The sequence below is a fragment of the Sinorhizobium sp. M4_45 genome (genome assembly GCF_002885915.1).
In the GTDB taxonomy this organism is placed as follows: Bacteria; Pseudomonadota; Alphaproteobacteria; order Rhizobiales; family Rhizobiaceae; genus Sinorhizobium; species Sinorhizobium meliloti_A.
The window spans coordinates 63274-85078 of record NZ_NWVE01000016.1 but is presented as its reverse complement, the minus strand read 5'-3'; the positions used below and the strand labels follow the sequence as shown (position 1 = coordinate 85078).

Sequence of the window (21805 nt, the reverse complement as noted above, 5' to 3'; positions counted from 1 at the left end):
CGTCGGAGACTGCTGCCGGCCTTCAATAAATCACTGCATTGAGTGTTACGTATACAGGCGAGCCCGCCTCCAGCCGTGCGCTGCCGCGCGCAATCAGCCAGCCGTCCGCACGCTCCAGACGCGCCACGATCCGCCGCGTCGGAGAAGGCGTCGCGCTTGCAGGCGACGGCAAGGAAAATGCTATCGACTTCGATTTTCCGTCGCTTTTGATGCGCGTTTGCGTGGCGCGACGCCGCGTCTCGTCCTGAATGGCAGGGTCGTCGAGATAAATCTCGAGATGACCTTCCGGGATGACCGCGCTACCCTCGAAGGTGACTGCACCGCGGATATCCGTCGATTGCGCGGCGACCGGCCCGGCGACGGCGGCGACGGCGGCAGCTCCGACGGTCAAGAGTACCGTGCGGCGGTCGGTAGGGCGCTTCATCACACACTCTCCCTGGAAGCCCCGCGAAACGCGGCGCTGCGGATGGGGCGCCTGAGGCGCCCCCGTCCGTGCGTCAGATGATAATGAAGTCGGAGGCCGAAAGCCTCAGATTCGTGCTCAGCTGCGCAAACTGAATGGCTGCAACGTCTCCGCCGCCATCGGCGTCATAGGACAAGGCGCCGCTGTCCGTGTCGTATATGATGCGGTCGTCTGCGTCATGGGCGACACCTCCCGCGCTTCCGTAAAATGCGCCCAGGGCGAGAGTGCCTTCGCCACCCACGCTTTCGAAAACGAGGTTGTCCAGCAGGATCGTGTCGTCGATGACATCGAAGTCCTTGATCCAGTCGACATTGCCGTTCCCAAGCGCCGTCGAGAAGCGGAATGTATCCTCTCCCGCGCCGCCGGTGAGCATGTCTGCCGCCAGTCCGCCATCCAGCAGATCGCTGCCTGCGCCGCCGATCAGGGTGTCCGATCCCGCGACGCCCGGCTGGGCCGGAGCCGGAGGGAACTCGACCGACACATTAAGCTCGTATGACGAGCCTGCCGGCACGGCTTCTGCCCAGCCGTCGCCCGGCGCCGTGGGCGACCAGCTGCCTTCCAGTATGTAATAGGTTCCGGTCTCCTGAGCCACGAATACCAGGCTCGAATCCCGGTTGCTGGCAGAGCCCGGATCGCCGCCGCCGTCATCGTTCTGAGCGACGATGTTGCCGGCGCTGTCGAGCAGCCTGACCCAACTGTCATGGACGTTCGGATCGGCGATACCGTCGATGTCGATCGTAATCACCGTACCGGCCGCCAGATCGATCTTGTAGTATCCGCCCTGGCCGTTGCCGGTGGCGTTGACGGTCGTATGAAGGACGGTGGTCGAGTCGAAGATATCGGGGTCGCTGGTCAGGGAGAAGTTGTCGGAGATGTCGAACGCGGCCGCGATCGAATTGTTCGTCGCGTCCGGTCCGAGCGTCGCGTAGCCGGTTCCCATACCCGGGCGTGGCGGCGCGTCCCCCTGATAGGCAAAATCGCCGAGCAGGGTGTCGTCGCCGCGGCCGCCGTCGATTGTGTCGTTGCCGCCCTGGCCGGTCAACACGTTGGCCGCACCATTGCCGGTCAGCCGGTCATTGAACCCCGATCCTGCGAGATTCTCGATGGAGATATACGTGTCTCCGCCGGACCTGCCTCCAGTGAGACTGAGCCTGACGCCGCTCGCCGCATCGGCGTAGTCTGCCGTGTCGCTGCCGGCGCCGCCGTTCAATCTGTCGGCGCCGCCGCCGCCGGTCAGCGTGTCGTCGCCAGCACCGCCGGCGAGATCGTTGGCCTGCGCATTGCCGATGAGATGATCGTCAAAGGACGAGCCGACGGCATTTTCGAAGCCGACCAGCATATCGTGCCGGATAACCGCGCCTCGCCCGACGATCTGCACCGGCCCATCACCGTCGCCGCCGCTGGCAGTGCCGTTGGCAAGATCGATCGTGACGCCGTCAGGGCTACCCGCATAGACGACCGTGTCGATACCGGAACCACCATCCAGATAGTCCTGACCGGCGCCGCCGATGATCGTATCATTGCCGGCCTCGCCATACAGGATGTCGCCATCGTTGCCGCCATCCAGGGTGTCGTTGCCGCCGCCGCCATTGAAGTAATCTCCGCCGCCCTGGCCCCAGAAGTGATTTGCGGCGGATGTGCCGATGAAGCGGTCGATGCGGTCATCGGACCCGATCAGGTTTTCGATGCTGTAGAAAGTGTCGCCCGAGGCGGTGCCGCCGCTGGCGACATTCGTGGCAAGGTTGACGAGCAGCTGAAACGGACTTTCCCTGCTGAAATCGACGGTATCGATCCCCGCCCCGCCCCTGAATATATCAACTCCGTCCTGGCCGCTCAGCGTATCGTCGCCGGCGCCGCCGTCGAGAATATCATTGCCCTGGCCGCCGAGGATCGTGTCGTTGCCGGCCCCGCCGTAGAGCGTATCGTTTCCGTCATCGCTCTCGGTCTGGTCTTCGAGGTCTTCGACGTCGATCGTATTGTTGATGTCGCGGCTGGCGAGCGAGTCGCGGCCCCCGATAATCAGGTCGTCACCACCCTGACCAAAGATCGTGTCGTCGCCGGCGCCTCCGTCGAGGGTATCGTTTCCGCTGCCGCCGAAAATGATGCTTGTCATCGTGTTGTCGCCGATGCTGGGCGGCGACGCTCCGCCGCCGCCAGGCTGCGTCGTCGACTCGTCGGCATAGATGATGTTTTCGACGTTGGCGATTTTCCTGATTTTCAGGTTCCTGGACAGGAGGATGACGGTGTCGTTGCCGCCGTTGACCTCCTCACGAACGATGTCGTCAAGTGAATCGACGAAGTAAGTATCGTCGCCGCCATTGCCGGCCATGCGGTCGCCACCGCCACGGCCATCGAGCGTGTTGGCGCCGTCATTGCCGATCAGAATGTCGTCGAAACTGCTGCCGATGCCGTTCTCGATGTAATAATCGGTCCCATCCGCGTTGTGGCCGGCGAAGATCGACACGTTGTTGCTGTGACCGTTGACGCTGGAGAACTGACCGGCGCGCAAGTCGAGGATCGTACCCGCGGTCGAGCCGGAGAAGTCGATCGTGTCGGTTCCGCCCGTATCGTGGATCGCAAAGCCGATGTCATGCTGCATGCCCGAGGAGGTCAACTGATAGCCGTATTGCGTGCTCCCGAAGCCGTAGACGTTGTCCCCCGTGTTGAGTTCGATGTGCTGATAAGTGCGCACTCCGTTCTCGTCCACGGTCGAGAAAAAGCGGCGGATGACCGCCTCGATGTCGGCCATGAGGGGCGTCGAGGCAGACCAGCGGCTGGTTTCCCCGACATCGATCCCGTCGAAATAGGACATCACGCTGTATTGCTGGCGATCATAAGTCCAAGTCGCATTGTTCAGATAGTTGATCTGCACGCCGCCGGGACCGCTGTAATTGTAAAGTCCGGGATGGTTCAGTCCGAATTCATGGCCGAACTCATGGATGAAGGAATCGAAGACATAGCCGCCGATGTCCGCCTTATTGGGTTCCGTGTCGTGGAAACGCTGCCCGATGCTGACATAGCGGTTGCTCGAATAGGCGCTGCCATCGTCCTCCTCGCCGAGCTCGGGGCTGACGACCTCCATCCAGTCCGTCGTGCTGTCGAACGGTGCGTCGTCGACGATCTCGAATTTTAGAGGGGTGACGGACGCCCACATCTGCAACGCGCCGATCGCGGCGGCTTTGTATTCGGGGTGATCGTTGAGCTCGTAAACGTTGATCCTCAGCGTTCCCGCAGCCAGTTCCGGCGTCAGACTGCGGGGCAACGCCCCAAGGTAGTCGAGAAAGGACTCATAGTCCTCGCTCTTGCCATAAGGGTTATCCGGCGTCTGATCGTTGATCCACCAATTGTCGCTGGTCTGGCTAGGGTTCGGCATCTTAAGCTTCCCTCTCTGACGATTGTGCGCATTTACGGCTTTGCCGTTCTGCAGCTGCCAATTTTCCACCCCGCACGCTTGGCGTGCGCCTGCCCGTCAGCCCCACCTGAAATAATGAGATTGGAAACGTCGACTTGTCACCCCCACAAAGCCGGGGGTGACGTCACCTTAGCCGGCGCGGCGGTCAGTGCGGAGCGGTGGCCGCTGCACTCTGCGATACACGCCGCCAGCCCTGTGTGCGGGCAAGAAGAAGCCGCGATACAAACGCATGAAGAAGTTTTGCCGCAACATTGGTGTAGAAGATCATCATGCCCATCGCGGCCGCCGGCGCTATGTCGCCCGCGTCATCCATGTTCAGGATGGCAACCGAGGCGAGCTTGGTATCCGTGGCATAGAGGAACACCACTGCCGAGACCGTCGTCATGGCGTTGACGAAGAGATAGATCGCGATCTCGAGCACGGCAGGAAGGCAAACCGGCAGTGTGACCCGGAAGAAGAGCTTGTAGAAAGGTATCTTCAGAGAACCCGCCACAGCCTCGAACTCCGGATCCAACTGCTTCAGCGCAGTGAGCGCCGTCAGATGGGCGACGGTGTAAAAATGCGTGACGGTGCACAGCACCAGAATGGTCATCGTGCCGTAGATGCCGTGAAGCGGGTTTGCGGCATTGTTGAAGAAGAAGATATAGGCAAGTCCCAGCACCATGCCCGGCACGGCCATCGGGAGCATTGCGAGCATATGAAAGGTCGCCCGGCCGAGCCCGAAGCCCTTGGTCTTTTCGACCATGTAGGCGCCGGTGAACACGATCAGCGAGCCGATCACAGCCGTCATGAGAGCGAGCCGGATAGAATTGTAATAGGCATCCCAGCCGCCGCCATCCATAAGGTCGAAGGCATAGTTGCGCAGCGACGGGCTGAGGTCGTATGGCCAGAATTTCACGACCGCCGCAACCTGGCACATGCCGATCATCCCGAGGACGAAGACCGCGACCAGGGAGCAGAATGCGAAACAAGCCGCATCGAAACCGCGCCGCGGCTTCGGCTCGTAGGGGACGGCGCGCGCGGAAAGCAAAGCCACCTGCCGGCGCTGCGTCATGCGATCGACGACGAAGGCCAGAAATGCCGGAACGAGCAGGATGACCGACACGACGGCGCCCATTTCGAAATTCTGCTGACCGATCACCTGCTTGTAGATGTCGACGGCCAGCATGCCATATTGCCCGCCGATCACCTTGGGCAGGCCGAAATCGGTTATGACCAGCGTGAAGACCACGAAAGCCGCGGAGATCAGGCCGTATCGGGCACCGGGCACGGTCACCGTCCAGAAGGTCCGCCACTTGCTTGCGCGAAGCGACGTCGCCGCCTCGTAGTGACGGGCATCGGCGACCGAGAGAGCCGTCGATATGATCAGAAATGCGTGCGGCAGCGTGAAAAATACCGAGCCCACGACGATGCCGGGCGGGCCATAGATCGAATGACCGAACAACAGATCCTTAAAGACGCCCTGATTTCCGAACAGGTACACGAGCGCGATGCCCGGCAAGAGGGACGGAACCAGGATCGGGATCGTGACGATGAGCTTGAACAGCCCCTTCCCCGGCATCCGGCTCCTGTTCACGGCATAGGCGAGCCCGAAGGCGACGACGAGCGTGACTGCGGTGCTGATCAGCGCCATCGTCACCGAATTCCTGATCGAACGGACGAGCGAAGGTGTTGAAAAATACTCGGCGAAATTGGAAAGTCCGATCGAGCGCGAGGGCCGCAGCATTACCCTGCGGAAATTGTTGCTGTCATATTCCTGCCACTCGGTACCGCGCACCAGCTGCGAACCGGCAAGAAAGTGCGCCTCGTCGCTCGTGCCGCGAATGCGATATCTGACCGGGCTGCGGAAGCTGAAATCCGGGAAGAGCTTCGCCGCCTGCAGCCGCCCATCGGCGCTGGCCTTGAGATCGCTTTCCGGGAAGGCGGCGACGGCGGCATTGAGCGCCGCAGCGGTCACGGCATCGCTCCACCCCTGCCCGCTTTGGTCGCTCACTTGGAACTCGAACTGGCGGAGATCGAACGTGTAGGTGGAGAACGATTTCGACAGCATCACGAAGAGCGGTAGTGCAAGAGCGACGACCAGATAGATGCCGACGACGAGCATGACTGCGCGTTTGAGCCTGTCGTCGCCGGAAATCTGCTGGCGAACGGCTCGGCCGGGCGGGAGGAAATCGACAGCAAGCGTCATTCGCGTCAGGCCTTTGCAAAAAGGAGCAGGCGTTCCTGCGGGATTTCGACCTGAATGGCGCTGCCGATCTCGATGCTCAGGCGGCGAACCGCGTTTGTCGAGAAATCCGCGACGAGCGCCTTCTCTTTCAGGCGCGGGGCTGAGAGCCGTGTGCGCCAGAACATGCCGAGAAACTCCATATCCTCCACATGGGCGTCGATGAGATTGTCCGCATTGCCGACGGCATCGAGCCCGGTCGCCCGATGGGCGGCGGCGCCGTGCGGGATGATATCGGCTGGACGGACAGCGGCTACGACCGCCGAACCCGGGGGTAACCGATGCTCGGCACAGGCAAATCGCGTGTGACCGATTTCGACTTGCGCCCCCTTCCCGACCGTTGCGGGGAACTGGTTGGTCTCGCCGATGAAGTCGGCGACGAAGAGTGTCCTCGGGTGGCGATAGATCTCGGTCGGCGTACCGACCTGTTCGATGCCGCCATGGTTCATGACGACGATCCGGTCTGCCATGGAGAGCGCCTCTTCCTGATCGTGCGTGACCATGATCGTGGTGACGCCGAGCTTGCGCTGCAGCTCCTTGATCTCGTGTCTCAGATGCACGCGCACCTTGGCGTCGAGCGCCGACAGGGGCTCGTCGAGAAGCAGCAGGCCCGGCGAGATCGCCATGGCGCGGGCAAGCGCCACGCGCTGCTGCTGTCCGCCGGATAGCTGGGCCGGATACTTCCGGCCCTGGCTGCCCAAGCCGACGAGTTCCAGAAGCTCAGCGACGCGTGAGGCGATTTCGTGCCGCGGGCGGCCGATATTCTCGAGCCCGAAGGCGATGTTCTTCTCGATGGTCAAATTCGGGAAGAGCGCATAGGACTGGAAGACGATGCCATAGTCCCGCTGCGCCGGCGGTAGCCTGGAAATATCCTGCCCGCCTTGCCAAATGGTGCCCCGCGACTGGATGTCGAGGCCGGCGATGGCCCTCAGAAGCGTGGTCTTTCCGCAGCCGGAAGGTCCGAGGAAACAGATGAATTCGCCCTCCTTCACCTGAAGGTCGATGTCGCGCAGCGCGACGAAATCGCCATAGGCCTTCCAGAGGCCGCCGATTTCGAGGAATGGCCGTCTTTCGATCTGATGGATAGCGGGCTTCTCGCACCAATCTTTCCGCCGCGAAGGGGAATCCGCCTGCTCGGCGTTTCCCTGTCATCGTTGGAACGGCAGACGCTACAAACGGAACCGCAGCTGCGGCTGGCGCTTTAGACTGCCAGCATCGGCTGAACAGGAGAGGTTGAATGGCGCGTAACCCGGAATGTCCCTGCCGGCAGCCGGCGAAGGATTTCGCCTTCGGGTACCAGTCCGTCGAACCAGGCCATGCGTTGCTCCCGTCTCAGCACCACCATCTGCCTGAATCGGCGCAAGATCGTCATTCGCCTCGATCGTCAGGATGGCATAGGAGTCTGGCCAGTCGTTGATCGCCGGCCGCCAAATCCCCGCGAAATAGAACCAGTCACCATTCGCGAGCGAGAAACTGAAGGTTCGGTGGCGAAACTCGGAAGCGGGCACCAGGCAGCGGTGGGTCGGAAACGTCCTTCCTTCCGATCGAACGACGTTCACGGCGCGCGCATCGCCGTCGCGCGGGCGCAGCCCCCACGGCAATTCCACCATCTCCACATCGCCGTCATGGCGCCTTATGATCACCCGGCGCTCGTCGAGCGGAGCGTCGGACTGGAAAACGGTCGCACTCGTCATAGTTAGAACATAGCAGGAACAACTTCCCCACACAATCAGACCTGAGATGGAGGACGCATGTGCAATGATTATCGGCTGATGGTGGATGTCGCCTCGATCATCGAGGACTTCGCCGACCTGAAGATCAAGGTCCGTTTCGGCGAAGGCGCGCCGAATCTTGAACCGCGCGAGGACATCAAGATCACCGATGTCGGCCCCATCGTCAGAACGCTTGACGGAGCCCCGGATGAAGTCGAGCTCGTGCAGCGGCGCTGGAGCTGGCCCGGACCGAACAAACGGCCGGTGTATAATTTCCGATCTGAGGGTCGCGAGTTCAATTCCAATCGCTGCCTGATCATCGCCGACGGCTTTTACGAGTTCACCGAACCGAAGGACCCGAAGAAGAAACGCAAGGACAAATGGCTCTTCACCAAGAAGGACGAGCCGATCTTCTGTATCGCCGGAATCTGGCGTGAGACGCCGGAGGTCGGCCAGGCCTTCACCATGCTAACGATGGAGCCGGGAGCGGACATTGCCCCCTACCACGATCGACAGATTGTTATTCTGGAGCGGAACGCCTGGGCCGACTGGCTGAATCCGACCGTTTCCGCCAAGTCGCTCATCAAACCTCTACCCGCAGGCACTTTAGTCATCGATCACGTGGGCTAACTGGTAAACACTCTGCAACATCGCTCTTCGCGGAAGCCTTAAGCCTTACGGGAGTGGACTCAAGTCAGTCTCCTCCGGCAAATTGGCCGGATTCCACACGACCTCCCACAGATGGCCATCGGGATCGGTGAAGTAGCCCGCATATCCCCCGTAGAACGTCTCTTGGGCGGGCTTCACGATGGCCGCGCCCGCTTCGCGTGCCTGTTCCATGACTTCATCCACCTCGCTTCGTTGCGAGACGTTGTGGCCGATCGAGAACGATGTGCTGCTGGCCGGCACTTTCGTCAGTCCGCTATCGTGAGCTAAATCGTCCTGATCCCAGATCGCAAGTTTGACACCGTTCGAAAGATCAAAGAACGCGACGGCGCCATGCTCGAATTCGCGGCCCACGATCCCTGGAGTCTGCAGTCCCAGTCCGTCACGATAGAAAGCGAGAGACCGTTCAAGATCTGCAACGCCAAGCGTCAGTACAGAAATGCGGGGCTTCACGAGCAATTCTCCCGTTAAACCGGTGGCTTGCCACATCCAGTTTCGCGCTGTCTTTGCGTCCAAACAGCAGTGCCGTGTCACGTGTTTCCATGTCAACCGAAATTCATGCCATGTGACACCAGCGAAATTCATGCGCTACCCGCATGACACAATCGAATACGACGACCCTCTAGAAGCCACCCGACATCACGACGGCCTCACCGGTCATGAAGCTACACGCATCCGAGGCGAGAAAGAGCGCAGCGCCCACCATTTCGTCGGGCCTGCCTGCGCGGCCCATCCAGTTGAGCGTCCGGACGTAGTTCGACCATGCCTCAGGATCGCCGTCGCGGCGGGCGGCGTTTCGGTCCGTGTCGATGAGTCCCGGTGCAAGTGTGTTGAGTAGCACGCCGCGGGAGGCATAATCGCGAGCGAGGCTTTGGATCAGGTTATGCTGGGCTGCCTTGGTCGCCGCATAAATGGAGACGATGGATTTTGGCCGCAACTGGTTGATGCTACCAATGTTGACGACGCGGCCCCAGCCGCGTTCCGCCATGGCGGGCAACGCCACCTGCAGCATCTCGACTGTAGAGCGAAGGTTGACATCGATCTGGGTGGCAAAATCCTCAGGTGTCACATCGTTGAGCGCCCCGTTGATTTGCGCCGATGCGTTGATCACCAAAATATCCAGGGGACCTGCGGCGCCTTCAGCCGCCGCAATCAAGTCGCGCCCGGCACTGGGCGGCGAAAGCTCGCGATGGATCGAGACCGCGTCACCGCCGGCAGCGCGTATTGCCTTTTCAATTTCGGCCGTAGCGCCGGGCCTCTGTCCGTGCAGGACAACACGCGCGCCATACGCTGCATAGGCTTGTGCGATCGAGGCCCCGATGCCGCGGCTCGAGCCGGTCACCAGAGCTGTTCTGCCCTTCAGCGAAAATATGTCCTTATACGTGCTCACAACTGTCCCTCAGACGCCGAAGAGCGAGGTGGGCAGGCCGCGCTCGCCGGGATTGCAGGCAAAAATGCCGCCGGAGAGCGGTGCTTCCGTCAGCGTTGAGGCCGGGAGACGGGTGCGCGCACTGGTGATGAACAAAGTCGCAAGATCGTCCCCGCCGAAGGCAACGCTGGTGGGGCGCGGCACCGGCAGTTCGACGGCTCGATCCAGCCGGCCATCTGGCCTATAGCGGTTCACGCGCCATCCGTCCCAGATCGCACACCAGATCCCGCCATCGGCATCGACAGCAAGGCCGTCCGGGCGGCCTTCCGCCTCGGGCACCCTAACGAAGACACGGCGGTTGGCGATGCTCCCCTCGCGTGCATCGAAGTCGTAGGCATAGATGATGCCCGGCACCGTATCAACGAAGTAAAAGGTCGAACTGTCCGGACTCCAGGCCAGCCCATTGGCGACCGTGAAACCGCTCCCGGCGCGGGTTACTTCGCCGGCACTCGTAAGGCGATAAAGGCTGCCGGTCGGGCGGCTCACGTCGAGCCGCATCGATCCCACCCATAGGCGGCCGCTCGGATCGACTTTGGCGTCATTCAGGCGGTTTTCCGGCAACCCGGGTTCCGGCTCGGCGAAGGGGTTAAAGTCGCCGCGGTCGAAATCGAAGTGCTCGACGCCATCCTGGGAGGCGACGATCAGTCCCTCATTCCGCGTCGGAAGGACAGCACTGACGAGTTTGGCGACGTTACAGCTCTCGTTCTTACCAGTGACGGGGTCGAAGCGGTGCACAGCCGGATGCAGGATGTCCACCCAATAGAGCCGCTTCTCCCTTTCGACCCAAACTGGTGCTTCTCCGAGCTGAGCGCCCCAGGGCAAGACGCATTGCACGTCGCTGAAGCCCCCCGAGCGCGTGCGGGGGCGTGGTCCAGAGCTGATCGCAACCGCCCCGACCGTGCCAGTGATCCGTCGCGCCGCCGCCATCAACTCGCGCCCAGCCGGATGGATGGCGGAACTGTCGAGGCGGGAAGCCGGCCCAAGCACGACGAGTGCGCCGAGTGGCACTCCATCGCGCCCGGCGATCGGAGCAGCGACGGAATTGACCCCGGCCAGATGCTCCTCGTAGGAAACGGCGTAGCCGCGGGCACGTGTCAGAACGAGATCGGCCTCCAGCGCCTGCGAATCCGTGATGGTGTTTGGCGTAAATCGATCATATGTGATCTGCCCCGCCAGCGACCGGGCGAAAGACGGCTCCTGAAACGCAAGCAGGACCTTGCCGGCCGCAGTGCAATGAATCGGCACGCGCCGACCGACCTCGATCAACACGCCCAAACCACCACTTGACCGCTCCTCCAGATAGACCACGCGCTGACCGTCCAGCCGGCAAAGCGCAACCGTCTCTCCGAGCTCGCTCGCAAGGCGATCGAGTTCGGGGATGGCGGCGCTGACGAGGTCGAATTTGTCCCAAACCCGATGTGAGAGCTCGACAAAACGGTGGCCGAGCAGATAGGCCCCCGTGGTCTCGTCCTGCCGGATCAGCCGGAAGACCATCAGCGTCTTGAGCATGCGCGCAAGCGTTGGCTTCGGCACACCGCTCATTTTCTGCAGATCGGCGAAGCGCAGCGGTTTCGGCGCCTCGGCTATGAGGTCGAGGAGAGCAAGCCCCTTGGCGAGCGCTGCCGCCCCCGCCGGCGCACCGCGATCCTCCAGCCCGCCTAAGCCTGCCTTGTCGTCCATTCCGCTACCGCCTCGTCCAGCATTCGCATGATCGGCCAGTCAGGCTCGAAACCGAGTGTCTCGCGAATGCGCTGATTGGATGTGTGATACCAAACACCGGCGCCAGGCAGATCCACCGTCATAAGCGGCAACCCGGTCTTTTGCGCCATTACGGGCAGGATCTCGGCGAAGTCAACAGCTTCGGTAGCTCCCAGATTGAAGATACCACCGGCTGCCCTTTGGTGCGTAAGTGCAAGCAGCACGCCTTGGGCCATGTCGCGGGTGTCAGTTATATGCATTCGGAACGGCCGTCCCTCTTCATTGCGGGTCAGCACCAGCGCGGGCCGACCGGGGTCGGCCGCACGCAGAAGATCGGCCGCAGCCTTATTGCCAAAGTTTTCCTGCTGCTTGATTTTGGGTCGAAGAAAGAAGCGCGGCCCGGAGAAGAAGCTTTCGGGATCGAGCAGCTCACTTGCGTTCTGCGTGTGCGAGAAGCGCAGGATTACCGTCTCCATCGACGATACGCGCCCCTGGAACGTCACCAGTTCCTCGCCGAGAAGCTTGGTCAGGCCGTATGGCGACAGCGGCTTCTTCGGGTGGTCTTCGGTAATCGGTTGAAACTCCGGTTTGTTTTCCGGGTAGACCTCGCCGGAACTCGCGAAGACGAAGCGCCCGACCTTAGCCGCGGCCGCGGCCTCGAGCACGATGCGCGTCCCCTCGACATTGGCCCGAAAGAGTTTGTCGCGATCGCTTTCCAGCCAGGACATGAAAGCGCCGAGATGAAGCACCGCGTCGGTGCCTTCGCAAGCGCGTATCGCCGCTTCCCGATCGTCGAAGGCCCCGACGACTTCGTCGAAGCCGCCGTCCTCGATACCGGCCGAGCGAAGGTCGAAGCCCCGGACTTGATGGCCGCCGGCAATCAGCCGCCGGACGACAAAGGCGCCGACCCTTCCGGCAGAGCCCGTTACAAGCACTTTCATGTCAGTTTACTGCCTTTTCTGTCTTTGCGTCGAAGAGGTGGACCTCTGAGGCATTGAACGAGAGCACAAGCTCTTCGCCCTCGCGGATGGGGCCTGCGTGTGCGATACGGGCGATAAGACCCTTGCCGCGCTCCTCGTCGCGCGCATCCGCTCTGTAGGCGTGCTCGCCAGGTTCGAAGTAGACGTACTTTTCCGAGCCGAGGCTTTCCACCAAAGTCGGCTTTACGGTGAATGTGACGTCACCTGGACCGAGCGCGAGGTGTTCGGGCCGGATGCCGACGATGATCTCTCCCGCGCCGACGCCGACAGCCGCATTGAAGGTCTGGCCGAAGAGCGTCAGCTTGCCGGCTTCGATCCTGGCGCGCAGGAAGTTCATGCCCGGCGAGCCGATGAACCCGGCGACAAAGAGGTTCTCCGGCTTGGCGAACAAAGTATCAGGGTCGGCGATCTGCTGGATGGCGCCGTCACGCATGATGACGACACGATCGGCCATGGTCATCGCCTCGATCTGATCGTGCGTGACATAGACCGTCGTGACCCCGATGCGCTTGTGAAGCGCGCTGATCTCGGCGCGCGTATGGACGCGCAGCTTGGCGTCGAGGTTGGAAAGCGGCTCGTCCATAAGGAAGGCGCGCGGCTCGCGCACGATAGCGCGGCCGAGTGCGACGCGCTGGCGTTGTCCGCCCGAAAGCGCCTTCGGTCGCCGGTCCAGCAGATGGTCGACTGCGAGGATCTTGGCCGCCGCGCGGACCCGCTTGTCGATCTCTGTCTTGAGCATCCCACGCATCTTGAGCCCGAAGCCCATATTCTGACCCACCGTCAGATGCGGGTAGAGAGCATAGTTCTGGAAAACCATCGCGATGTCGCGGTCGCCCGGGGCAAGGTCCGTCACGTCCCTGTCGCCGATCATGATCTTGCCACCGCTTGCCGGCTCCAGCCCGGCAAGAATTTTCAACATCGTTGACTTGCCGCAACCCGAAGGACCGACCAGTACGACGAACTCGCCATCCGCGATCTCCAGCGAGAACTCCTTGAGCACGTTGAGCGCTCCGTAGTCCTTGTAGACGTTTTGAATGCTTATTCCGGCCATTTCACTTCTCCGCGCCGGCAGTCAGGCCGCCGACCAAATAGCGTTCGAGGAACAGGTAGATGAGGATGATCGGCAGCGCGATGAACACGGCCGCCGCCGAGATCTCGTTCCAGTCGGTGACGTACTCGCCCTTCATCGTGGTGATGCCGAGATTGGCCGTCCAACTGCCCTGGGCATTGGTCAGGAAGGTGCGAGCATAGGCATAGTCCGCCCAGGAGAGGACGAAGGCATAAAGCGCCGTTGCAGCTAGACCAGGCGTCGCTACCGGAAGCACGACCCGGAACAGGGCGCCAAGCGGTGAGCAGCCATCGACCATCGCCGCCTGCTCCAACTCGCGCGGGATCGTGTCGAAGTAACCCTTCAACATCCAGGTGGTGAAGGGGATGATCAGCGTCGCATGGGCGAGGACAAGCGACCAGAGGCTCCCGATCAGCCCCATCGAGCGGAAGATGCCGAAAAGCGGAATGACAAGCAGCGTTGCCGGCAACATCTTCGCCGTGAGAATGAAGAGGCCGAGCGATCGCCCGCCCTTCACGCTGAAGCGCGACAGGCTGTAGCCTGCGAAGACCGAAACAACCATCGACAGGGCTACAGAACCGAGCGCCGCGAGCGTCGAGTTCCACAGCCACAGGAAGATCGGCCGCTCGGTACCCACTTTGGCGAAGGTGCTCCACTGCGGTTCGGCCGGCCAGAAGGACGGCGGCAACTGGCGGATTTCCGCGAGCGTCGACAGCGCCGTGACGAACAGCCAATAGATAGGAAAGAGAAGGACACCGCAGACGACGGCAAGGCCGGCGTAGAGCGAGAGCGTTTGAAGGGTGGTGCGCTGCATCGCTCGACCTCCTAATACATTGCCTGGGACTTACGGCCGAGCATCAACAGGCTGGCGACGACGCACAGCACGAGGGTTACGATGCCGATTGCGGAGGCGTAACCCATGTTGAAGAAGCCGAAAGCCTGATCGTAGGTCATGATCGAGAGCGTTTGCGTCGCCTTGAGCGGCCCGCCGTCGGTCAGCACTTTGATTATTGAAAAATCCCGGAAGACCCAAAGGACAACGAGCACCGACGTCACGCCGAGAACAGGCATGAGCACGGGAATGGTGATGTACCAGAAGCGCTGGAACGCGTTCGCGCCATCGACCTTGGCGGCGTTGTAGAAATCTTCCGGAATGGACTGCAAACCGGCAAGCGTCATGATGGAGACGAAGGGGTAACCCTTCCAGATCATCGTTATCGCCACCACCCAGAATGCGGCGGTCGGTTCGGAGAACCAGTTGATCATCTGGCTCGTGATGCCAAGCTTGATGAAGAGCCAGTTCATCAAGCCGAAGGAAGAATCGAAGATCCAAGCGAAAATGACGACGGCGATGACTTCGGGAACGGCCCAGGGCAGAGCCACGAAGAGACGCGCCAGCGTCCGCCCCTTGAAACGGTTATTGACCAGCAAGGCCGTTCCCAGACCGACGGCGAAACAGGCTGCACTGACGACCACGACCAACTTGATCGTCACCCAGCACGAGTTCCAGAAATCCGGCGAGGCGAATAGCTTGTGGTAGTTTTCCAGTGTGAACGGCTTGCGCGGTGCGCTGAGCGTCGCCATGCCGATCTTCTGGAAAGACAAGTCGAGGGACACGAACAGCGGATAGACGATGATCAGGGCGACCAGCGCGACGGCCGGCAGCAACAACAGATAGCCCAGCCAATGCTGCCGGCTCGGCCGTGCCAGATCGAGGAAGCGTAGGCTCATGATTGCCTCTTGTTTCTTGCGGGGACCAGACGCCACATAAGGGGCGCCCGGTTTTCCTTTATGTGCCGAGGGCGGCAAGCGTCTATTGAAGCGCCTCGGCCTTCTCATGCATTGTCTTGGCGACCGCAGCAGGATCGAGATCTTCGATTATCATCCTCTGCGCCTCCTCCTGGATCATTTTCGAGAACTCGTTGAACTGGATCTCGAGGCCGATGGGAATGCGGTCGATCTTGTGGTCTGCCGCTGCCTTCTGCGACTGCGCCATCAGGTCGAAATGCGGAATCTGCGCCTTGGCTTCGGTGAGATCGGCGCGCGGGCTCGGCGGCGTTGAGGCGGCAAGCGTCGCGAAGCTGGTCTGGAATTTGTCGGAAGTCGCAATTGCGATGAAATCCCAGACAAGCTGCTTCTTCTCTTCGGTAATCTCGCTCGGCATGGCGAGAATGTTGGAGGAGCCGCCGAGCGGCGGGTCGAAGGGAACGCTTGCGAGCTTCAGCTTATCCTTCGCCGCTCCCTGCTGCATGATGGAGTAAATCCAGGGACCGTCGACCTTCAGCGCGATCTTTCCATCGGCAAAGAGCTTGCGGACTTCGCCGGCCGATAGATCGCGCGGTGTCAGGTTTTCCTTGACCACCGTCTTCCAGCGCGTCAGCCCCTCGACCATCTCAGGGGTGTCTATGGTCACCTCGCCTTCGGCATTGGTGAAGCGCGCGCCGGCGTCGAAAAGGTAACTCGCCATCTCGGCTATGTACTGGCCACCGCCACCCTTGGTTTCGTGGCCGGTTCCGAACTGATCGACAATGCCATCACCGTTCAGGTCCTTGGTCGTCGCTCGAGCCGCGGCAAGGAATTCCTCGTAATTCGTAGGTACGTCGACGCCCGCCTGCTTCAACATCTCCTCGTTGTAGCCGAAGATCGTGCCGTAATAGAGCATCATGATGCAGACGGTCGTATCCTGGAAGTTGCAGATGTCCTGCCCGCTCCAGCCGTCGAGCTCGAGCCCCGCCTTCTCGACCCAGGGGCCAAGATCCTCAAGCCAGCCATTATTGGCGAAGGTCTGGAACTCGAACGAGGCCAGGTGGACGATATCCGGCGGCGTGCCGCCAGCAAACAGTGTCGTCATCGTGTCGGAGTAGGCACTGCGCTCGACCTTGGTCCACTCGATCGTATTGCCTGGGTGCTTCGCCTCCCACTCCTTGATCACCGAACCCCACCAGTCGCCGATGCCCTTCTCATCCTTCTGCCATGACACGAATTTGAGCACTTCCGCGCTTGCGGGCGCCGCCGAGGCGGCGCAGGCAAGCATTGCGGTCACCGTTGCCGCGACGGCGTATTTTCCGATGGTCTTCATTTTCTCCTCCACTCCTCCGAGAGAATCTTCTTTCAATGCTTCTTGAGCAGCCCTTGAGCCTCCTTTGACGGCTCGACGCCGAGACCTGGGCCGGTCGGCACGACGTACTCGCCGTTCAGGCAATCCATATCGCCGACGAGAAGCCGCCGGTTGGGTTCAAAGATCGAATGCTGGAACTCGTGGCAGTCGACATTCGCCAGCGCCGCACTCGCCTGCAAACTCGCAGCAAGGAAAATGCCGGCCCCGATCGTTGCGTGAGGGATGACTTTGATGTGGTGGACATGGGCATATGCGCCGATGCGCATGAATTGGGTGATCCCCTTATGACCCATTTCAGGCTGCACGATCGCGAGCGCACGGCGAGCGACGCGCGGCACCATATCGTGAACGGTTCGCCATTCTTCGCCGACAGCTATGGCCGTCGAGACACTCTCGGCGACCCGGACCAAGCCGTCCATATCTTCGGTGCGCACCGGCGCCTCGGCGAACCACAGTCCGTGCGGTTCCATCGCCTTGATGAGCGCGACTGCCTCGCTTGCGGTATGGGCCCAATGCATGTCGCAGGCGATGCGCACGGCCGGACCCAGCCTTTCGCGCAGGATTTCCATCTCTTTCGCGACGCCGTCGTCGGCGACCGGCGATGCGAATTTGAAAGACGAAAATCCCTTTGCCTGCCAGGCCGCGGCGAGTTCTGCGCGTTTGGCGCGCGTATCCTCGGGCAGCCCGGAGATATATGCCGCGATACGATCGCGCCGCTGCCCGCCGAGAAGCTTGCATACAGGCAGTCCCGCGAGTTTGCCGGCCAGATCCCATAGGGCGATGTCGATCGCAGCGAGCGCATCGACGTAAAAGCCGCCGGTATAGCCGCGCACCCGCATGAGGTCGTACAGATCGTCATGGATAGCCGCCGCATCGAAGGGGTCGCGGCCAATCGTGAAATCCGCAAGGAGATCATCGATGATCTCCACCGTGGCGCGTGGGGCAACCAGCCCGTAGGTCTCGCCCCATCCGACGGCACCATTCTCGGTCTCAATGCGCACGAGCACGCTGCGATCGAATGTCGGATAGACGGTCCGGTTGGCCTTGCGCACTAGATAACCGCGCCCGTTCGGCTCCTCCCCCGGCCGCGGTTTGCCGAGATAAGGCGTTTCGCGCGGCAGCGTCAGAGTGAAGCTTTCGATTTTTTTGACGCGATCGCTCATTTTGTCCGCCTCCATTTGTCCGCCCCGACGGACTCGAGGCCACACTCCTCGAAGCATCGTTCGATGTCCCGCACGGCCAAAGCATCGAGATCCGGCGTCGGCGCGCGTACAATGGGGTTGTCGAGAACCCCACGCAAGCCGAGCACATGTTTTGTCAAGCGCATACGGTAAACGGCCTGCAACACCAACAGAGGTAGAGACTTGACGTAAAGCGCCCGCGCTTCGCTTCCACGACCGTCACGGTAACTGCGGTCGAGTGCGGCATGCAGATCGGCGATTTCCAGTGCCGGCATAGCCGCACATGCGCCTCGATCGTACTCGTCCAGAATGTAGCGGGCTCCTCCGCCGCCGATGACGCCAAGCATATGCTCCGGTGCGTTCGCCAGGATGGCCGTAATCGCCGGCCCCGCGGGCAGCGTCTCCTCCTTGACGTAGCGAACGGCTGCAACCCGACGGACGACTTCGAGGACTGCCTCGGGAGCGAGATCCGAACCACGCGGCGCCGGGGCGTTTTGAAGGATGATTTCCACCTCGGGCAGTTGCGCGGCCGCGGCCGCGAGAAAAGCCGTCACCGCACCGGCGCCGGCACCGATCGGTTTCGGCGGCTGGATCATCAGCCGCGTGATTCCGAGCCCGAGCGCCTGTCGACCATACGCGACGACTTCGTCCACCGTCGGCGCGCTGGCGCCGGCCACGATTGGTACGCGGTCCCCCACCTCGGTCGCGACCACCTTGAGAAGGGCTTGACGCTCCTCCCCCGTTAACGCCTCCACCTCGCTTGCAAAGCCTGGGAAGACCACACCCGCTACGCCGGCATCCAAAGCGAAACGAACGATGCGGCGCATGGCATCAAGGTCGACACCCGTTTCGGTGAAAGGGGTCGGGAGAACCGGGAGAATTCCTGTCAGCCGCATAAGACGATCCATATTGTGAGACTTGTTTTCTATATTGTGGACCATACGCGGACATGATAGGTCGTGTCAATCATCGAACTTCGAAGGAGATCGACCTTGTCCAACTCTGCGTTCGAACCCGTCACGGTCGTGCTCGATTGGGGCACCACAGGCTTTCGGGCTTTCCTGGTGAGATCGGACGGCTCGCTCGTCGATCAAAAGGAAGGCGAACGGGGCATTCAGTCGATCGCGAAAGGGGAGCATGGGCGCGTCGTCAGCGAGGCGCTTGCATCCTGGCGCGCCGAGTATGGGCCCCTCGATATCGTGGCGGCAGGGATGATTGGAAGCCGCAACGGATGGATCGAGATGCCCTATGTGCCGACCCCGGCAAGCGCAGCGGATGTGGCCGCAGCGGCCCGCACCGAGGGCCTCCCGGAAGGGAACAGAATCACTTTCCTGCCTGGCTTGACTGATCCCACCGGATTCCCATTTCCGGACGTCATGCGCGGAGAGGAGGCGCAGCTTGTCGGCTTCGGCCTCGACAGGGACATAATCGTCGTCCTTCCCGGAACCCACGCCAAATGGGCCGAGATCCGCGGCGGCCACATCGAGCGGTTCCGCACCTTCGTCACCGGTGAGATCTACGCGACGCTGGCCGACCATTCCTTCCTGTCGAAAGTCGCCACCGCCGAGCGAGATCACGCCGCTGACGCCTTCGCGGAAGGCGTTGCGCTCGCGCAGGAAGAGAGCACCCGCGCCGGCGGCTTGTTGACCCGGCTCTTTGCCGTTCGGACCGGCTGGCTTGCGGGCGCCATTGCGCCGGATGAAATGAAAAGCCGCCTTTCCGGTCTCATCATCGGGTGGGAATTCGTAGAGGCTCGGACCGGTGGCTGGTTCAAGGAGGGTGACACGATCGCGGTCGTCGGAGACGACGATCTTGTCGAGGTCTATGGGAGGGTGGCAGAAAACTTCGGGGTGAAACTCGCGCCCGCGCCTGCCGACGCGGCGATCCGCGGCGCGCTAACGATCTGGCGGCGGCATCGCCTCGCCGCGAAATAAAAGAGCGATCTCCCGATTGATCACGGCCAATGGGAACCAAGACACCGCGACCAACTCTTCGCCCAGATCGCGTCCTACCCGGTGTTTGCCGGCCATTGATCGTCGGGCCCGAGGTTGAATAGTGGCCCCCCTTTCCGTTGCCCTCGAAAAGAAAAACGGCGATCTCCGAGGTTCAGGCTCGGGAGATTTGCGGGCGACATGGCGCCTCTATGACGCCCGCGGTGGCATCTACCTTTGGGGCCCGCTCCTGCGGAAGAAGGAACGTCTCCTTCGCAATGATGCCTTTCGCCATCGCTTAACTGGCGAGCGGGCCGAGTGCCGAACTGTCAATCGCCTCTGAACCCGTCCGCTGCCGGGGGTCGTGCAGCCCTTGATTGGCAGCACACTGAACAATGATGTAATCACGGGCAGGATGACGATGAGCAGCAGCCACCGGCGTGAGTGCACAGCGTTCGCCACTCACGGCCGTGGGCCCTGCCTAGTCGTTCCCGCGAAAATGCAGACGCTGGATGACGGCCATCATCAGTGCCGTTGCCCATCCGAAGATGATCCAGCCATTGACGGCCTCGAAAGTTGCAACCTGGCGCCAGTCTCTGCCGAGAACGATGTCGCCATAGCCGACCGTCGTGAATGTGACGGTCGAGAAGTAGAGCGCGTCTTCAAAGTCAGGCAGCGCTCGCGAGAGATAATAGAAAGTGGCCCAGAGCACGACATCAAGTGCGATCGGAACGATCAGGTAGACCATCCAGATGACGGTCGTCACCGTCGGGTAACGAAGCAGAAAATCTCGGCGATCTTCTTCCAGCCTGCGAAAAACACCAAGTCCGGCGGACATGAAGGACGCCTGAACGGCGACGGTTGCCGCAATAAGACCGCACGCGATAGCCAGCCGAAATAGCACCCATGCCTCCATACCGTGGCGGGTCGACCAGAACGCGCCATTGTCGCCGCCGACAGTGTAGCGAACACCGCCTTGCCGGTGGCAATCACATAAGGTACCGCGACGGCAATGATCGCGCCTGCGACCTGCGTGATGACTAAGCGACCACGCGGGCGATCGGAACTCGGCCGGTCACGGCAGCCCCAGCGACACGGCAGGATTGAAATGCCCGCCGGAAATTTGCGATTGAGTCACGCTTTCTGCCGGCGCGTCCAGGAGGCGCTCCAGCAAGATACGTTCTGAGCGGCGATCAGGAGACGATGCGCCAATCCATAGGCTTGGACTAGGCCTAACAAGTCGTGCTCAACTCCGGAGAACTGTCTCGACAAGAGGTCTGTCGTCCAGGCGTCGCCTAACTCGGGAATGCAGGCTTCATTCCTAAGCGTCATCAGGAGCCCAGTTCAGGAAAAAGCCCACGTCACCCGGCATTCCACCCGGAAAGTTGACAATCATAGCTTTCAGCTTGAAGCCCTGAGGCTTGCCGAATTTTTGATATCGTTCGTAGAATTCCTTCGCCTTGCCCTGGAGGGTCTGCGGCCAATCGCGGTCGGCGCTGTTTATTGCGCGGCCACTATCGGTGCAAAGATTCGAAGGGAAGCTGTAAACCATCGCCTCGAATTTTCCGTCGCGTACGGCGTTCGCCACGAGGCGGCGCACGACGGCGACCTCCTCTGGCGTGACGTGCTCCTCGAGGAATACGCCGGCAAAGTCAGTCAGCTTCTGCTCCTGTACCGCTTTGAACTGTCGCTCCTTCTCCATCTCCTCCATCTGTCGTTGAAGGAGTTGCATACGCAGGTCCTTGGCGCTCGCAGGTGCGGCCTCCAAGTCGATATGTTGTTTTTCAGCCATTTCCTTGCTCCACTTTCAGTCAAACGGATCGGAAGCCGCATCTCGCAGCATAGTTATCAGTGCGGCCTTCGCCACTGCGGAGGCCATTTGGGATTTCTTTGCTCGCAGTTGCACCTTTTCACGCAAGGGC

At 61.4% G+C, this 21805-nt stretch carries 18 protein-coding genes and 2 pseudogenes; 3 read left to right on the top strand and 17 right to left on the bottom strand.

Annotation, left to right across the window (positions count from 1 at the left end; genetic code table 11):
• Nucleotides 1-22 precede the first annotated feature (22 nt).
• From CN933_RS30080 to CN933_RS30065, 4 genes are all read right to left on the bottom strand, one after another.
• Complete coding sequence (locus tag CN933_RS30080) at nt 23-424, bottom strand: hypothetical protein (protein WP_102763299.1); 402 nt, start codon at nt 422-424, stop codon at nt 23-25.
• A 73-nt stretch (nt 425-497) separates the two neighbouring features.
• Complete coding sequence (locus tag CN933_RS30075) at nt 498-3836, bottom strand: M10 family metallopeptidase C-terminal domain-containing protein (protein WP_102763298.1); 3339 nt, start codon at nt 3834-3836, stop codon at nt 498-500.
• 184 nt (nt 3837-4020) lie between these two features.
• Nucleotides 4021-6063 carry a putative 2-aminoethylphosphonate ABC transporter permease subunit gene (locus CN933_RS30070; RefSeq protein WP_102763297.1) on the bottom strand — a complete coding sequence of 681 codons (2043 nt, stop codon included), beginning with the start codon at nt 6061-6063 and terminating at the stop codon, nt 4021-4023.
• Between the two features lie 5 nt (nt 6064-6068).
• Nucleotides 6069-7184, bottom strand: a complete 1116-nt coding sequence (locus CN933_RS30065) for a putative 2-aminoethylphosphonate ABC transporter ATP-binding protein (RefSeq protein WP_102763296.1) — start codon at nt 7182-7184, stop codon at nt 6069-6071.
• A 3-nt stretch (nt 7185-7187) separates the two neighbouring features.
• Here CN933_RS30065 and CN933_RS32170 point away from each other — a divergent pair.
• Nucleotides 7188-7304, top strand: a pseudogene (locus tag CN933_RS32170) (DNA polymerase IV); the annotation flags it as partial.
• Here CN933_RS32170 and CN933_RS30055 read toward each other — a convergent pair.
• Nucleotides 7301-7793 (bottom strand): annotated as a pseudogene (locus tag CN933_RS30055) (SOS response-associated peptidase family protein). The pseudogenes CN933_RS32170 and CN933_RS30055 sit on opposite strands and share 4 nt — an antisense overlap.
• A gap of 57 nt (nt 7794-7850) precedes the next feature.
• On the opposite strand from CN933_RS30055, the gene CN933_RS30050 reads away from it, so the two are divergent.
• Nucleotides 7851-8441 (top strand): SOS response-associated peptidase, encoded by a 591-nt coding sequence (locus CN933_RS30050; RefSeq protein ID WP_102763295.1) that lies wholly within the window; start codon nt 7851-7853, stop codon nt 8439-8441.
• A gap of 45 nt (nt 8442-8486) precedes the next feature.
• Here CN933_RS30050 and CN933_RS30045 read toward each other — a convergent pair whose 3' ends face one another.
• The 10 genes from CN933_RS30045 to CN933_RS29995 all read right to left on the bottom strand — a co-directional run bounded on the left by CN933_RS30045 (nt 8487) and on the right by CN933_RS29995 (nt 18860).
• Entirely contained in the window at nt 8487-8930 is a 444-nt protein-coding gene (locus tag CN933_RS30045) for a VOC family protein (protein WP_088198147.1), read from the bottom strand.
• Between the two features lie 169 nt (nt 8931-9099).
• Nucleotides 9100-9867 (bottom strand): SDR family NAD(P)-dependent oxidoreductase, encoded by a 768-nt coding sequence (locus CN933_RS30040; RefSeq protein ID WP_164827403.1) that lies wholly within the window; start codon nt 9865-9867, stop codon nt 9100-9102.
• Between the two features lie 9 nt (nt 9868-9876).
• Entirely contained in the window at nt 9877-11586 is a 1710-nt protein-coding gene (locus tag CN933_RS30035; protein WP_102763293.1) for an SMP-30/gluconolactonase/LRE family protein, read from the bottom strand.
• Complete coding sequence (locus tag CN933_RS30030) at nt 11565-12545, bottom strand: NAD-dependent epimerase/dehydratase family protein (RefSeq protein ID WP_102763292.1); 981 nt, start codon at nt 12543-12545, stop codon at nt 11565-11567. Before CN933_RS30030 ends, CN933_RS30035 begins: the two co-directional genes overlap by 22 nt.
• Nucleotide 12546: 1 nt before the next feature.
• Nucleotides 12547-13635, bottom strand: coding sequence for an ABC transporter ATP-binding protein (locus CN933_RS31675; RefSeq protein WP_164827847.1), 1089 nt, complete (start codon nt 13633-13635; stop codon nt 12547-12549).
• Nucleotide 13636: 1 nt separating this feature from the next.
• Nucleotides 13637-14467 carry a carbohydrate ABC transporter permease gene (locus CN933_RS30015; protein WP_003532212.1) on the bottom strand — a complete coding sequence of 277 codons (831 nt, stop codon included), beginning with the start codon at nt 14465-14467 and terminating at the stop codon, nt 13637-13639.
• 11 nt (nt 14468-14478) lie between these two features.
• Nucleotides 14479-15384, bottom strand: coding sequence for a carbohydrate ABC transporter permease (locus tag CN933_RS30010; protein ID WP_014989919.1), 906 nt, complete (start codon nt 15382-15384; stop codon nt 14479-14481).
• A gap of 82 nt (nt 15385-15466) precedes the next feature.
• Nucleotides 15467-16732: an ABC transporter substrate-binding protein gene (locus CN933_RS30005; RefSeq protein WP_102763291.1), complete on the bottom strand. Its 1266-nt coding sequence runs from the start codon at nt 16730-16732 to the stop codon at nt 15467-15469.
• A gap of 32 nt (nt 16733-16764) precedes the next feature.
• Entirely contained in the window at nt 16765-17934 is a 1170-nt protein-coding gene (locus CN933_RS30000) for a mandelate racemase/muconate lactonizing enzyme family protein (RefSeq protein WP_102763306.1), read from the bottom strand.
• A complete protein-coding gene (locus tag CN933_RS29995) occupies nt 17931-18860 on the bottom strand; it encodes a dihydrodipicolinate synthase family protein (RefSeq protein ID WP_180980853.1) in 930 nt (309 codons plus the stop codon). The genes CN933_RS30000 and CN933_RS29995 overlap by 4 nt, the downstream gene beginning before the upstream one ends.
• Before the next feature lie 84 nt (nt 18861-18944).
• Between CN933_RS29995 and CN933_RS29990 the strand changes: the two genes are divergently transcribed.
• A complete protein-coding gene (locus tag CN933_RS29990) occupies nt 18945-19886 on the top strand; it encodes a 2-dehydro-3-deoxygalactonokinase (protein WP_102763289.1) in 942 nt (313 codons plus the stop codon).
• 478 nt (nt 19887-20364) lie between these two features.
• Here CN933_RS29990 and CN933_RS29980 read toward each other — a convergent pair whose 3' ends face one another.
• Nucleotides 20365-20799 (bottom strand): potassium channel family protein, encoded by a 435-nt coding sequence (locus CN933_RS29980; protein ID WP_102763287.1) that lies wholly within the window; start codon nt 20797-20799, stop codon nt 20365-20367.
• 405 nt (nt 20800-21204) lie between these two features.
• Nucleotides 21205-21675 (bottom strand): hypothetical protein, encoded by a 471-nt coding sequence (locus tag CN933_RS29970; protein WP_010967362.1) that lies wholly within the window; start codon nt 21673-21675, stop codon nt 21205-21207.
• Nucleotides 21676-21805 lie beyond the last annotated feature (130 nt).

Coding starts and splice junctions, on each gene's coding strand:
- CN933_RS30080 (WP_102763299.1), bottom strand. CDS start 424: ATGAAGCGCCCTACCGACCGCCGCACGGTACTCTTGACCGTCGGAGCT.
- CN933_RS30075 (WP_102763298.1), bottom strand. CDS start 3,836: ATGCCGAACCCTAGCCAGACCAGCGACAATTGGTGGATCAACGATCAG.
- CN933_RS30070 (WP_102763297.1), bottom strand. CDS start 6,063: ATGACGCTTGCTGTCGATTTCCTCCCGCCCGGCCGAGCCGTTCGCCAG.
- CN933_RS30050 (WP_102763295.1), top strand. CDS start 7,851: ATGTGCAATGATTATCGGCTGATGGTGGATGTCGCCTCGATCATCGAG.
- CN933_RS30035 (WP_102763293.1), bottom strand. CDS start 11,586: ATGGACGACAAGGCAGGCTTAGGCGGGCTGGAGGATCGCGGTGCGCCG.
- CN933_RS30030 (WP_102763292.1), bottom strand. CDS start 12,545: ATGAAAGTGCTTGTAACGGGCTCTGCCGGAAGGGTCGGCGCCTTTGTC.
- CN933_RS31675 (WP_164827847.1), bottom strand. CDS start 13,635: ATGGCCGGAATAAGCATTCAAAACGTCTACAAGGACTACGGAGCGCTC.
- CN933_RS30015 (WP_003532212.1), bottom strand. CDS start 14,467: ATGCAGCGCACCACCCTTCAAACGCTCTCGCTCTACGCCGGCCTTGCC.
- CN933_RS30010 (WP_014989919.1), bottom strand. CDS start 15,384: ATGAGCCTACGCTTCCTCGATCTGGCACGGCCGAGCCGGCAGCATTGG.
- CN933_RS30005 (WP_102763291.1), bottom strand. CDS start 16,732: ATGAAGACCATCGGAAAATACGCCGTCGCGGCAACGGTGACCGCAATG.
- CN933_RS30000 (WP_102763306.1), bottom strand. CDS start 17,934: ATGAGCGATCGCGTCAAAAAAATCGAAAGCTTCACTCTGACGCTGCCG.
- CN933_RS29995 (WP_180980853.1), bottom strand. CDS start 18,860: ATGGATCGTCTTATGCGGCTGACAGGAATTCTCCCGGTTCTCCCGACC.
- CN933_RS29980 (WP_102763287.1), bottom strand. CDS start 20,799: ATGGAGGCATGGGTGCTATTTCGGCTGGCTATCGCGTGCGGTCTTATT.
- CN933_RS29970 (WP_010967362.1), bottom strand. CDS start 21,675: ATGGCTGAAAAACAACATATCGACTTGGAGGCCGCACCTGCGAGCGCC.